General features: G+C 72.6%; 11 protein-coding genes and 2 pseudogenes. 5 read left to right on the top strand and 8 right to left on the bottom strand.

Annotation, left to right across the window (positions count from 1 at the left end):
• Positions 1 to 133: 133 nt before the first annotated feature.
• The 3 genes and pseudogenes from JKP75_RS24405 to JKP75_RS24395 all read left to right on the top strand — a co-directional run.
• A pseudogene (locus tag JKP75_RS24405) lies at positions 134 to 934 on the top strand (acyl-CoA dehydrogenase family protein); the annotation flags it as partial.
• A gap of 10 nt (positions 935 to 944) precedes the next feature.
• A complete protein-coding gene (locus tag JKP75_RS24400; protein ID WP_375539234.1) occupies positions 945 to 1,292 on the top strand; it encodes an acyl-CoA dehydrogenase family protein in 348 nt (115 codons plus the stop codon).
• The gene (locus JKP75_RS24395; protein ID WP_200492142.1) at positions 1,289 to 2,656 is read left to right on the top strand and encodes a phosphotransferase family protein; all 1,368 of its coding nucleotides are present in this window, start codon (positions 1,289 to 1,291) and stop codon (positions 2,654 to 2,656) included. Before JKP75_RS24400 ends, JKP75_RS24395 begins: the two co-directional genes overlap by 4 nt.
• Positions 2,657 to 2,674: 18 nt before the next feature.
• Here JKP75_RS24395 and JKP75_RS06230 read toward each other — a convergent pair whose 3' ends face one another.
• The 3 genes and pseudogenes from JKP75_RS06230 to JKP75_RS20700 form a co-directional block, all read right to left on the bottom strand.
• The gene (locus JKP75_RS06230) at positions 2,675 to 4,246 is read right to left on the bottom strand and encodes an HNH endonuclease signature motif containing protein (protein WP_200492143.1); all 1,572 of its coding nucleotides are present in this window, start codon (positions 4,244 to 4,246) and stop codon (positions 2,675 to 2,677) included.
• Positions 4,247 to 4,638: 392 nt separating this feature from the next.
• Positions 4,639 to 5,049, bottom strand: coding sequence for a hypothetical protein (locus tag JKP75_RS20705; protein WP_242472384.1), 411 nt, complete (start codon positions 5,047 to 5,049; stop codon positions 4,639 to 4,641).
• Positions 5,050 to 5,196: 147 nt separating this feature from the next.
• Positions 5,197 to 5,337, bottom strand: a pseudogene (locus tag JKP75_RS20700) (translation initiation factor IF-2 N-terminal domain-containing protein); the annotation flags it as partial.
• Positions 5,338 to 5,633: 296 nt separating this feature from the next.
• On the opposite strand from JKP75_RS20700, the gene JKP75_RS06220 reads away from it, so the two are divergent.
• On the top strand, positions 5,634 to 5,945 hold the full coding sequence (locus tag JKP75_RS06220; RefSeq protein ID WP_200492145.1) for a hypothetical protein: 312 nt from the start codon (positions 5,634 to 5,636) through the stop codon (positions 5,943 to 5,945).
• A 187-nt stretch (positions 5,946 to 6,132) separates the two neighbouring features.
• Positions 6,133 to 7,008: a helix-turn-helix domain-containing protein gene (locus tag JKP75_RS06215; RefSeq protein ID WP_242472814.1), complete on the top strand. Its 876-nt coding sequence runs from the start codon at positions 6,133 to 6,135 to the stop codon at positions 7,006 to 7,008.
• Between the two features lie 93 nt (positions 7,009 to 7,101).
• Here JKP75_RS06215 and JKP75_RS06210 read toward each other — a convergent pair whose 3' ends face one another.
• Genes JKP75_RS06210 through JKP75_RS06190 form a run of 5 tightly spaced genes read right to left on the bottom strand, consistent with a single transcriptional unit; the run spans position 7,102 to position 13,001 of the window.
• Positions 7,102 to 8,562 carry an NADH-quinone oxidoreductase subunit N gene (locus JKP75_RS06210; RefSeq protein WP_207146584.1) on the bottom strand — a complete coding sequence of 487 codons (1,461 nt, stop codon included), beginning with the start codon at positions 8,560 to 8,562 and terminating at the stop codon, positions 7,102 to 7,104.
• 5 nt (positions 8,563 to 8,567) lie between these two features.
• A complete protein-coding gene (locus tag JKP75_RS06205) occupies positions 8,568 to 10,169 on the bottom strand; it encodes a NuoM family protein (RefSeq protein ID WP_200492851.1) in 1,602 nt (533 codons plus the stop codon).
• 2 nt (positions 10,170 to 10,171) lie between these two features.
• The gene (locus tag JKP75_RS06200) at positions 10,172 to 12,109 is read right to left on the bottom strand and encodes a proton-conducting transporter membrane subunit (RefSeq protein ID WP_200492850.1); all 1,938 of its coding nucleotides are present in this window, start codon (positions 12,107 to 12,109) and stop codon (positions 10,172 to 10,174) included.
• Positions 12,106 to 12,423 (bottom strand): NADH-quinone oxidoreductase subunit K, encoded by a 318-nt coding sequence (locus JKP75_RS06195; protein ID WP_200492147.1) that lies wholly within the window; start codon positions 12,421 to 12,423, stop codon positions 12,106 to 12,108. Before JKP75_RS06195 ends, JKP75_RS06200 begins: the two co-directional genes overlap by 4 nt.
• Positions 12,420 to 13,001, bottom strand: a complete 582-nt coding sequence (locus tag JKP75_RS06190; protein WP_200492148.1) for an NADH-quinone oxidoreductase subunit J — start codon at positions 12,999 to 13,001, stop codon at positions 12,420 to 12,422. The genes JKP75_RS06195 and JKP75_RS06190 overlap by 4 nt, the downstream gene beginning before the upstream one ends.
• Positions 13,002 to 13,004: the final 3 nt, after the last annotated feature.

Below are 13,004 nucleotides of genomic sequence, written 5' to 3'. Positions count from 1 at the left end.
GCTCCCCGGCTCCCGGTTCCCCGGAAGGATCGATGTGGACTTCTCCCTGCCGACGCACCTGACCGACCTGCTCGGCGAGCTCGACCGCTTCATCGAGGCGGAGATCGAGCCGTTGCAGCAGCAGGACGACAACATGCGGTTCTTCGACCACCGGCGGGAGTTCGCCCGTACCGACGTCGAGGCCGGGGGCACCCCCACCCGGGCCTGGGAGGAGCTGCTCGCGGAGGCCCGGCGCAGGGCCGACGCCGCGGGCTTCTTCCGCTACAGCCTGCCCGAGGAGCTCGGCGGCCGGAACGGCTCCAACCTCGACATGGCAGTGATCCGCGAGCACCTGGCGCACCGCGGGCTCGGGCTGCACAACGACCTGCAGAACGAGCACAGCATCGTGGGGAACGTGGTGTTCGGGCAGCTGCTGCACCTGTTCGGGACACCGGAGCAGAAGGCCGAGTTCGTCGAGCCGCTGATCGCCGGGGACCGCGGCCTCGCCTTCGGGCTGACCGAGCCCGACCACGGCAGCGACGCCACCTGGATGGAGACCACCGCGGTGCGTCGGGGCGGCGACTGGGTGATCGACGGGCGCAAGCGGTGGAACACCGGCGTGCACACCGCGACCCACGACCTCGTGTTCGCACGCACGTCGGGAGAACCGGGCGCCGCGCGCGGCATCACCGCCTTCCTCGTCCCGACCGACAGCCCCGGCTTCTCCGTGCCCTTCTACTGGTGGACGCTCAACATGCCCACCGACCACGGCGAGGTGGAGCTCGACGGGGTGCGGGTGCCCGACTCGGCGATCCTGGGGGCCGAGGGCGAGGGGCTGGCGGTGGCCCAGACCTTCGTGCACGAGAACCGGATCCGGCAGGCCGCCTCCGGCGTGGGCGCCGCGCAGTACTGCATCGACGAGTCGGTCCGGTACGCCAGGCAGCGGGTCACGTTTCGGCAAGCCGCTGTCCGAGCGGCAGGCGATCCAGTTCCCGCTGGTCGAGCTGCACACCGAGGCGGAGCTGCTGCGCACGCTGATCCGGCGGACGGCGGTCGAGATGGACGAGCTCGCCGCGCATGGCGAGCCGGCCGTCTCGATCGGCCACCGGGTGTCGATGTGCAACTACCGCGCCAACCGGCTGGTCTGCGACGCCGCCGACCGGGCGATGCAGGTGCACGGCGGGATGGGCTACAGCCGGCACCTGCCCTTCGAGCACATCTACCGGCACCACCGCCGGTACCGGATCACGGAGGGGGCCGAGGAGATCCAGATGCGGCGGGTGGCCGGGCAGCTGTTCGGCTTCCTGCGGTGACCGGCTCGTCCGTGGAGGACCTGACCGCCCGGCTGGCGGACCGGCTGTCCGCGCTGGCGGGCTCGGCCGTGCGCGTGCACGGACTGGCGCGGCTGTCCGGCGGGGCGAGCCGGGAGACTTGGGCGTTCACGGCGGAGGGGGCCGACGGTTCCCGTCGGGAGCTGATCCTGCGCAGCGGGGCGGGCACCGGTGGCGTGGCCCTGCGCGTCGAGGGCGTGGCCATGGCGGCGGCCGCCCGGGCGGGGGTGCCGGTTCCCGAGGTGGTCGACGTGGGGGACGACGGCGGCGCGCTCGGGCACAGCTACCTGGTCATGGGCCGCGTCGAGGGCGAGACGATCCCCCGGCGGCTGCTGCGGGACGAGCAGTTCGCAGCCGTCCGGCCGCGGCTGGTGGCCGAGCTGGGCGCGGTGCTGGCCCGGCTGCACGCCGTCCCCCTCGACGCGCTGCCCGGTGTCGATGCCGCCGGCGATCCGCTCGTCCGGCTGCGCCTGGACTACCTCGGCGACGCGCCGCCACCGCCGCCGGGCCTGGCACTGGGTCTGCGGTGGCTGGCGGAGAACCGGCCGGCGCCGGGCCCGACGGCACTGGTGCACGGCGACTACCGGCTGGGCAACCTGATGATCGGGCCCGAGGGGCTGGCCGCCGTCCTGGACTGGGAGCTGGTGCACATCGGCGATCCGCTGGAGGACCTCGGCTGGCTCTGCGCGAAGGTGTGGCGCTTCGGCTCGCCGCTGCCGGCCGGCGGGGTGGGCACCCGGGAGCAGCTGCTGGACGCCTACGCCGAGGTGGCCGGGTGGCGGCCGACGGCGGAGCAGCTGCGGTGGTGGGAGCTGCATGCCACCGTGCGGTGGGGGCTGATGTGCCGGGTCATGGCCGAGCGTCACCTCTCGGGCGCCGAGCCGTCGGTCGAGTTCGCCGCGATCGGGCGCCGGGCCTGCGAGCAGGAGTTTGACGTCCTGCTCGCCCTGGGCCTGGCGGAGCCGTCGGACGCCGTTGCCGAGGCACCGGAGGACGGCCTCGAGCTCTACGGCCGGCCGACGGCGGCGGAGCTCGTGGCCGCGACCCGGACCTTCCTGACCGGCTCCGTCCGGCCGGAGATCACCGGACGCACCGCGTTCCACGCCCGGGTCGCCGACAACGTGCTGGCCATGGTGGAGCGGGAGCTCCGGCTGGGCGGTGCTGCCCGGGCCCGGCACCGGGCCGCGCTGGACGAGCTCGGCTGTGCCGACGACGCGGCGCTCAGCCGCGCGATCACCAGCGGCGCTCTCGACGGGCGCTGGGACGAGGTGCTCGACGTGGTGCGGGCCGGGGTCCGCGACCGGCTGCTGGTCGCGAACCCGCGGCACCTGACCCTCCCCGGCTGAGGTCGGTCCGGCCACGCGTCAGAACGGCGGTGGGTCCTCGTCCGGCGGTGGTGGTGCCGGTGGCGGGGCAGGTGGCTCGCGGAGCACGCGCCACCCGGGTGGTCGGCTGATCCGGGTGACGCCGGACGGCGTGATGACGGTGAGCACGCCGTCGTCGCCCAGGGTGTGCGCCCAGCCCTCGGCGAAGGTCTTGAGCCGGTGGTGGCGGCGGCAGAGGCAGCAGAGGTTCGAGCAGTCGGTCACCCCGCCCGCACCGTGGGCGAGGACGTGGTCGAGGTCGGCCCAGGCGGCGCGGCCCGAGCAGCCGGGGTGGCGGCAGGTCCGGTCGCGGGTGGTGAGGAAGCGCCGCTGCGTCGCCGACGGGCTGTAGCGATCGACGGCCGGAGGCGGCCCGGTCAGCGGGCAGCCGCACGTGCCGTCCGGGTGGCTCGGGCAGCCGCGGGTGGCGAGGCGATCGAGCTCTCCCCTGCCGAGGACGGCGAGGAGGCGCCCGCCGTCGTCGGTGACCGCGAGGTCGAGGCGGCCGCCGGTGGGCGCCTGCAGCCCGCCGGGGCAGAGCGCGTCGAGCTGCTGGAGCAACTCGCGCAGGTGGGCAGCGGTGACGGCCTCGCCGTCGACCTCCCCCACCGGGGCTGGGTTGCCCGCGGACGGGCGGAAGGCCGCCGGGAGGGGTGCGCCGTCGGCGAGGAAGCGGCCGGCGGTGAGCGCGCCGAGCGGGGCGACCACGGTCAGGTGCGCGGTGACCGCGGGCTGCTCCTGCCACGGGCGAAGGATGAGGTCGATGCCGGCGCCGACGCGGAGCAGGCCGATCGGCCGCCGGTCCCCCGCCGCCTGCGCTTCGCGGGCGTGCGCGTCGAGGGCCTGCCGGCAGGCGCGCGCCTCGGGGTGCGGCATCAGCATGGTCAGCTCGCTCATGCCGTTGCCGAGGTTGCGCACGCCGACGTCCGCAGCCTTCCGCGCCTGCTCGCGCCGCCGGTCGGCTGCCTCCGCGTCGCGGGCGGCGAGCTCGCGCCGGACGAGTTCGCGGAGCTGCCGCACCGACAGCTCGGTGGCGACCGGCAGGACGGCCGCCTCCACCGCGGCGACGATCACCGGGTCGGTCTCATCGGCGGGGCGGCCCAGTTCGGCGGCGATCGCCCGGGCCCGGGGCCAGTCCAGCCGCCCGGTGGCCAGTTCGGCCCGGGTCGCGGGCAGCCGCGTGGCGAGGACGTGCCCCTGGTCGAACAGCGTCACCGCGGCCGTGCGGCTCGTGTTGAGCACCAGCGCCAGCTCGTCGAGGGCGAACTCGCTGGTGCCCGGCGGACCCACGTCGGCGGCGCGGGCCTCGCCGGGGCGGGGGTCCGCGGGTGCGGGGCGCTCCGCCGCGATGTCGAGCACCAGATCGAGCTTCAGCGCGGCCAGCTGCGCCTCAGCGGCGGTGATCTGCTGGAGCAGTGACGCCGACTCGGCGGACGTGCGCCGGCGCGGCAACCAGGCCGCCAGCGGCTCGACGTCCGATGTGGCGTCCGGGTCGACGAGGTCCTCGGGCCACGGCGCGGCGTCGATCGGCTCGAGGCTCACCCCGACCGCGATCCCGACGCCCGATGTCATGCCTCCAAGCTACGGAGGGGGTACGACAGTTCTCGGCTTCTGACCAGCAGGAACACAGAGCGATACGAGCTGCGCCGAGTACAGATCGAACGGCTCGCCCCGGAAAGCACGAAGCCCTCGGTCCGCTCGACGCGGGGACCAAGGGCCGGAGTGCTCCCCCGACTGGACTTGAACCAGTAACCCTGCGATTTGATCTTGAGGCGCTTGCTCGCGTTGGACAGCGCTGAATTCGCAGGTCAGAGCCGGTGCGAAGCGTTGGCTGCGACGGCTCGTGACGGCTGGGCACGGGAGTATTGGGTGCCTAAAGAGTCCCTGTCGCCAGGCCCCGCGACGGTGATACGCCAAGGCGGCGCTGGCCCGCTTCACCGCTGGCGAGGCGGGCCAGCGCCGCGTCACCCCAGTTGTCGCCGTCGCTCGACCTCGTTGACGACCATCTCCACCGTCCACTGACCGCGGATCAGTCGCATGCTCAGGGGTTCGGCGCCTCGGTCCTCGTACGACCAACTGAGCTCCTCCGGCCGGACGCCCGCTCGGTACAGATCGCCCGCGTACTTGGCAGGCGCACCCTCCCTCACCCACCGCGCGATGTCCGCGAACTCGAGGCCATCGAAGAGAGTCGGCGCCCACTCGGCCGAGAGGTCTCTCGCCTGGCGGACCTCGTCATCGAAGTAGGAGCAGGAGCCACCCGGTGACTTCCCCTCCGGATCCCGCCGCCAGACGACGTAGTGATCGAGCAGGTACTTGGTGAGCCCCTCCGGCGGGGTTCCGCGATACCACTCACGCCTGGGTCGACGGCTCGGCAAGGCGGGCAGCGGCTGCGGCCGTGGTGGTAGCGCAGACGACGTCCGTCTCACGGGCGGCAACGGCGCAGCGTGCCCCTGCACCGCTGATCGCGGAGCTGGACGACCTGGCGGCGAGGTTGACCGTTGGGCGTGCGGGAAGCACTCCCGAAGCTGTCGGGCCACCGGCGCCTCTACGAGGCTGGACGCTGACTTCACGAAGAAGCCCAGCTCCTTGAGCTTGGCGAGCAGTGTCTTGCTATCGACTCCGAACTCCTTGGCGAGTTCGTGTACGCGTGCCTTACCTGGCATCCCGTGCCGCTCCCTCCGAGCGAACTGCGGATGGACAAGACGCCTCCGAGGCTCGCACACCTGTACGACAACTCCACGGGCTACTCGCCCGACACTCCGATGAGGAGCCATCTCTCCCATGCCCCGCGACTTCTCCTCACTCTCGACGAGGTGTCACTAAACCGCTCTGAATAGCGCCTTCTCCCGGTGAGAGCGACTACTCACCAGCGGGAGCAGGGATGTGCGGTCAGCCGAGACGACGGACAGCGGCAGCCCCTGCGCCGGCACCGTCCCACGCCGTCTCAGCTTGCCGCGCCGTGCTGCAGGCCTTCGTCGACAGCTATGGCGGCGACACCCACCGGCTGCTCACCGACTTGGCCGACGTCATCGGCGCCAGCATCGCTTACGTCGACCGGCCCACTGTCGAAGCTCACCTCGAGCGGCCCCTGTCCGACCGGGAGTGGGCCGCCGTCGCCCAGCAGTTCACGGCCATGGCCTTCGACGACCACGTCGGAGACGCCGGCAGCCTCCGCACCGACTGGATCGAAGACGTCCTTGCCAGGGCCGGCGTACCCGGTCGTGGCCACACCGGTCAGCCGGTCGCCGGATGTCCATGGGGCGGGGCATGAGCGCCACCCGGACATGCCCGGCCTGCGGCTACAGCGGCACGTACGCCAGCCACGCCCTGGCCGACGTCCACCACGCGCGCCATTCTTGTGCGAAGCACCAGCAGGCCATGGAGCGCGCACGTCGCCGTGTCCAGCGCGCGCGAAGGGCCGGGTGACGCGGGACTGCAACCATCCGCGTGCTCGGCATGTGCACGGCACCCGTGCCGCCTACGTGAAGGACCGCTGCCGATGCACCGCCTGCACTGCCGCCAACACCGCGGCCGGCCGTGCCGTCCACCGCGCGCAGACCTTCGGCCGATGGCGGCCGTTCGTAGACGCCGCCCCGGTGCGCGAGCACGTCCGCGCGTTACGCGCCGCCGGCATCGGCGTCGAGCAGATCGCCATGCTCGCCGGCATCTCGACCAGCCACGTCCGCGAGCTGACTGGCCCGGGCCGCGACGGCCACCCAGGCATCCAGCGCGTCCGGCCCGACACCGCCCACCAGGTCTTGCGCGTTCGCGTCGACCAGGCGAACCGGGCGCCGCGCAGTCACGTCGTCGCCACGGGCACTCGTCGACGGCTGCAGGCCCTGATCGCCGTTGGATGGCCCCACGACGAGCTGGCCGCCAGGCTCGGCCGACGCTCCGCCGGGCTCCGACGGAGCATGCTCAGCGACTCCGTCACCGCGCAGACCGCCCAGGACGTCAGCGACCTCTACGAACAGCTGTGGAACCTGCGCCCACCACGCTCCACCGTCGACCAGCACGCCGCCGCCGACGGCGCCCGTGCCTTCGCCGCCGAACGCGGCTGGCTGCCACCTCTGGCCTGGGACGACATCGACACCGACCCAGAGCCGCAAAACCACGCTGGACGCGTAGAGAAGGACGACGACCTCGACGAGATCGCCATCGAGCGCGCCCTCGCGGGCGACGGCGTCCGCCTCGAGCACCTGACCCCCGCTGAGCAAAAGGAGGTCGTCCGGCGCCTCACCGAACGCGGCAAGTCCATCCGCGACATCGCCCAGCAGCTCGCCACCACCAAACGAACCATCTCCCGCCGGCGCGCATCCATCAACGCCGCATGACCATGTGCGGCACATCGTCGTCGAGGGGCAGCGCCGGCACGGCTGCGGCCCTGTACGGCACGCCATGAACTCCGGCGACCGGGTGGCGGACAGTCAGCCCGGCAGGAGGACAGCGAGCCAGACGCCCGACCAGATCCCGAGAAGCAGGGACACGACGGCGGCCGTATGGAGAACGACGACCGGCTCGATCACGACACGCTGCGCCGTTCCCGCGAAGGTGCCCGGCTCCGTCCCCCGGGCAGCCGCCGCCGTGCTTTCGCTGGCGGCGACTCCCGTAGCGGCGGGAGCGATCCAACGCAGGTAGTAGAAGAGGCTCGCCACCGTGTTGATGGCCGCCACGACGACCAGCCACGCGAGCCCGCCATCCCAGGCCGCCGCGAAAACAGCGAGCTTGCCGACGAAGACCGCCGTGGGTGGAGTGCCAACGAGGCCGAGCAGGCAGACGACGAGGCTGACGACGAGCCATCGGTGGCGTCCGATCGCGGTCGCCCAGTCGGTGATCGTGCGGGCCCCCGGGGCCGCCGCGACGGCGGCGAAGGCGCCGATGTTGGTCACCGCGTAGCCGGCCAGGTAGATCGCCAGGGCCGGGACGGCGAGGTCGGTGCGGGCGGCGACGGCGACGACCATGAACAGGTAACCGACCTGGCTGACCGTCGAGTAGGCCAGCAGTCGCAGGACGTCGGTCTGGTTGAACGCCGCCAGGTTGCCCAGGGTCATGCTGGCCGCGGCGATGACCGCGACCAGGAGCGGTACGTCGAGCGGGACGTCGGCGAACGGCTCGGCGAGCAGCCGGAATGCGGCAGCGACCGCGCCGACCTTGGGAATCGTGGTGATGTAGGCGGCCATAGGCGGGGTCGTGCCCGCCGTGACGTCGGGAACCCAGAAGTGCACCGGCACGGCACCGGCCTTGAAGGCGACCCCGGCGAGCACGCCGAGGACGCCCACCGCGAGCAGCGCCGGGGGGGCATCCGGGAGCAGCGCGGCAAGGTCGAGGTATCCGGTCGTGCCGGCGGCGAGCACTAGGGCGGCGACGCCGACCAGTATGAGAACGCCGACGAAGGCACCCATGAGGTAGTACTTCATCGTCGCTTCGACACCTGCGGAGTCCTTGGCGAAGCCGGCGAGGGCGTACAGCGGGACGCTGGCCAGCAGATAGGCCGCGACGAGCAGCAGCAAGTCGCCGCTGGCGGCCAGCGCGACGCTGCCGAGCCCACCGAGCAGCATCAGGACGTAGGCCTCGGTCTCGCGCGGGTGTCCCGCCAGCGAGGCCGATGCCAGCCAGACGAGGACAGCCACACCGAGCGCGATGACGATGCGGACCACGCCGGTGGTGGTGTCGACGACCCAGGTGCCCTCGAACACCCGCTCCGCCGGCTTGGGCAGCGCGACGGCAGCAGCGACCGCGCTGGCCAGGCAAGCGACGGTGACCAGGAGCCGGACCCGCCACTGCCGGTGCTGCGGCGTCCAGAGGCCCAGGAGCAGGCCACCGACCGCGCCCAGGAGCAGCAGCAACTCGGGAAGCAGGGCGAGCACCCGCTCGCCGCCCCCGGACATGCCCGTCACCGGGACACCAGCTCCACCACCGCCATGGCAGCCGGCTCCAGCACGTCCAGCAGGGCACGCGGGAGCACTCCGAAGACCAGGGCGAGCACGAGGAGCGGGACGATCGAGGCCACCTCGTGTCCGCGCAGGTCCGCCATTCGGGTCGCCGTCCGCGGCTGGGTGGCAATCGCCGTCCCGCCATCGGTCCGCTCCGAAGCCGGGCCCTCCCCCGTCTCATCGGGGTCCGTCTCGGACGGGACGACGGTGTCGCCGGTGAGCAGCCGCTGCAGGGCCAGCAGGAACAGCCCCGCGGTCACGAGGATGCCGACGACGGCGAGCACTGTGGCGACGGGCGCGGCTTGCAGGGCTCCGGTGAAGACCTGGAACTCGGCAATGAACCCGGAGAAGCCGGGCAATCCCAGGGAGCCGAACGCGGCGACCGCGAGGCACGCCGCAAAGACTGGCGCCGGCCTCGCCAGGCCGCCCCAGCGGTCGAAAGCGTAGGTGCGCCCGCGGGACCACAGCACGCCGCTGAGCAAGAACAGTGCGCCGGTGAGCAGGCCGTGGCTGACCATCTGGTACATCGCCCCGACCGTGGCCACGGTCCGGGCACCCTCGTCTGCGGAGGCGACCAGGCCGGCCGAGCCCAGGCCGAGGAGCACGTAGCCCATGTGGTTGACCGAGGTGTAAGCGATCATCCGTTTGACGTCGATCTGGGCGAGGGCGACGAAGGCGCCCCACAGCACGCTGATCACCCCGACGACGACGGCGACCATGGCCCATCGCTGCCAGGCCTCGGGCAGGATCGGCATGGCGATCCGCACGAACCCGTAGGTGCCGAGCTTGAGCAGGATCCCGGCGAGGACGGCGCTCCCGGCAGCTGGGGCGTCGGTGTGCGCGTCGGGCAGCCAGGTGTGGAACGGGAACAGCGGCGTCTTCACCGCCAGGCCGAGACCGATCGCCAGCAGGACCAGGCCGCCGGCGACCGGACAGTCCGCCAGCGGCGGGTTCTCCGCCAGCGCCACCATGTCGCGCAATGTCCGCTCCTCGCTGCCGAGGAACAGCCCGATGAAGCCCACGAGCAGCGCCAGGGACCCGATGAACGTGTAGAGGAAGAACTTCAGTGCGCTGCGCCGGGCGTTGCCGTGTCCCCAGCCGGCGATGACGAAGTACATCCCGACGATGGACAGGTCAAAGAAGACGAAGAAGAGGATGAGGTCGAGCGAGGCGAACGTGCCCAGGCAGGCGGTCTGCAAAAAGAGGAACAGCGCCGCGTAGGTGTGCGGCCGGTCCGGCTCTCGGAGTGAGTAGATGGCGCAAGCGAGGAACAGCACCCCGGTCAGAGCCAGCAGTGGCAGGGAGAGCCCGTCGACGCCGATGCGGTAGCCGGCGTCGACCGTGGGGATCCACTGCAGGTCCACCTCGTACGCCAGGCCATCGACGACTCCCGAGGCGCCCTCGCCGGGCTCGAAGCGCCACCACATCCAGCCGACCAGCGCCAGGTCGACGGCCGAGACCGCCACCCACAGCCCGATGGCGGCGCGGCCGCTGAGCCGGCGGGCGGCCAGCAGCGCGCCGGCGGCCACCAGCGGCAGGAAGATCACGACGGTCAGCAGCACGACTACCTCACCACGAGCAGCAGGACGAGCAGGAACCCCAGGCCGACGACGGCCTGGGCGTAGTACTGGTGCAGTAGCCCCGTCTGCGGACGACGCGCGGCACTCCCCGCGTGGCGGAACGCCGTCGCCATCGCGCGGACCGCGCCGTCCACCACTCCGGTGTCGATTCGCGCGGACCCGGCGGCAGTACGTCGGGTCGCCGAGGCGACTCCCGACACGGCGCTGTCCAGGACGCCGTCGTCCGCCCGTGATGCCATGCTCGCAATCCGGCGGGCGCCGACAGCCACACCCATCACCGCCCGGTCCAGCACCCTGTCGTCCACGGTGGCTAGCACCCGCGCCACTGCCATGGCCGGTCGCGGCGATAGCAGCCGTCCCAGCCCGGCCCACGAGGCGAGCGGACCCCGAGAGAGCTGCTCCATGACGGCAGGGCGGGCCCGGACCACGGCGACGGTCAGCCCCAGGGCCACCAGCGCGAGCGCCCCGGAGAGCAGCAGCTCCCCCAACCCCGGGGACGGCTCCCCCTCCACGTCCAGGACCGCCTTGAATTCCTCTACCACGGCCGGCAGCGCGAGCACACCCAGCCCGGCGGCGAACACGGCCAGCACGCCGGCGACGGCCGTGGTCAGGGCCGGGACGCGCCGGGTGCCCGGCTCCTCCTCGTCGAACGCCTCGTCCCCCGCCGGCCTGGCGAGGACGACGGCCAGGATCCGACCGGCGTAGATCGCGGAGATGGCGGCGGCGGCAAGGCCCACCACCCGCAGGGCCGTTCCGTCGACACCGGCGAGTACCTCGTCCTTGGTGGCCCACAGCGACAGCGGTGGCACGCCGGCCAGGGCGAGGGCGGCGACGGTGGCCGCGGCTCCCATTCCCGGATACCGGCGGGCGGCGCCCCGCAGACCGGCTAGCTGCTTGGTGCCCAGCGCGGTGAGCCAGGCAGCGGCCGCGACGAAAAGGCCGGCCTTCACCGCGGCGTGCGCGACGAGCTGCGCCGTCCCGCCGGCTGTCGCCCCCACCCCGGCGGCGAGGACGACGAAGCCGATCTGCGCGGCGGTGCTGGCCGCGAGCAGCTGCTTGAGGTCGGTCTGCGCCACGGCCACGGCACCCAGGACCAGGGCGGTCAACGCCCCCGCCCACGCCGCCGCCGTTGCGGCCCAGCCGGTCGCGGCGAGCAGTGGCTGCATTCGGATCAGCAGGTATCCACCGGCGGCCACCATCGTGGCCGAGTGCAGCAGCGCGCTCACCGGGCTCGGCCCCTGCATCGCGGCCGAGAGCCAGGCCGAGAAGGGCAGCTGCGCCGACTTGCCGAGCGCGGCGACCAGTACGCCGGCGGCGGCCATGTCCGCCCAGCCGCCGTTGGCGCTCTCCAGATCGGCCAGCACCAGGCTCCCGGTCGCGGCCAGTGCCGCCCCGGCGGCGACGTACAGGCCGAGATCCCCGGCCCGGGTTGTCACGAACGCCCGGGTGCCGGCGGCCAGCTTGCCCGGCTCTTCCCAGTGGTAGCCGATGAGCGCGTAGGAGGTCGCCCCCATGACCTCCCACGCCAACAGAAGCGTGGGCAAGGTTGCCGCGGTGACCGTCGCCAGCATGGCCGCAACGAACAACAGCAGATAGCCGAAGAAGCGGGCCCGCGCCGTGTTCCCCGGCAGGTCCGCGACGGCGAAGAGCGTGACCAGCAGGGCGATCCCCGCGACCAGGACGATCAGCACGGCGGAGAGCCCGTCGACGACCAGGCGGAGGTCCCCGCCCTCGACGACTCCGAGGAATGGCACCGACAGGCGCGGCCGGGTCCCGGCCACCAGCGCTGCCAGTGCCACGCCGACCCCCGTAACGGCCACGGCCAGCGGGCCGGCGGCGCGATCGGCCCGCCGACCGGCGACCAGCAGCCCCGCACCGGTCAGGGCGGGGAGCAGCACCAGCGCGCCGAGGACGGCGCTCATCCGCGCAGGTCCGACGCCATGTCGATCATGTCGAGCTGCCGAGCTCGATAGAAGGCGACAGTGACGGCGAAGCCCATGGCCATCTCCACCGCCATAACCACCAGGGCGACGACGACCAGCATCTGGGCGTCGGGGAGCTCCGGCGCGAGGAAGTACCAGGCCGCTCCCCCGGCCAACAGCACACCGTTGAGGACGAGCTCGAGGCCCATCATCACCATGACGATCGTCTGCTGGGACAACGCCCCGAACAGCCCGACGCCGATCAGGCCGGCGGCGACGGTCAGCACGATCTGGAGCACCAGTTCGGCGGTCATCGGCGCAGTCCCCCGGGCACCGGGTCGTCCGGGTGCTCGGCGTCAAGACCCGGGCCGAGGCGGTCGTAACGGCCGCGCGAGGTGGCCAGAACGGTGCCGGCCAGGATCGTGGTGAACAGCCCGATGCCGATCACCAGCATGACCAGCATGTGGCTGCCCATGATCGCCTCGCCGAGCTGGCGGGTGCTGTCGTCGGGGCGAACCGGGTTCGTCGTCGGCCAGTCGATCGTCCAGATGCCCACCGCGAGGAGGACGAAGACTCCCGCGCCGACCGCGGCCGAGCCTTTGGCGTTGTGCACCATCGTCATCGGCATGAGCCCGGCCGGGTTCATCATGAACATGATCATGAAGACGGCCATGATCGCCATCTCGATCGTCATCATCAGCGCCGTCACGACGGCCAGGTAGACCAGGTCGAGGGCGAGCAGGACGCCCGCCACGGCGAGAAACGACGCCAGCAGGGCGAAGGTCGCCCGTGCCATCGAGTCGACGACGAAGACGGCGACCCCCGCGGCGACCGACAGGACCCCGAGGACGGCGACGGCCGTGATCGCCCAGCCGGAGAGGTCGCTCAGCATCGG

The sequence above is a fragment of the Blastococcus sp. TML/M2B genome, from assembly GCF_016612865.1.
Taxonomy (GTDB): domain Bacteria; phylum Actinomycetota; class Actinomycetes; order Mycobacteriales; family Geodermatophilaceae; genus Blastococcus.
Note: the sequence above shows the minus strand (reverse complement) of the source record. Positions and strands in the feature narration are given on the sequence as shown.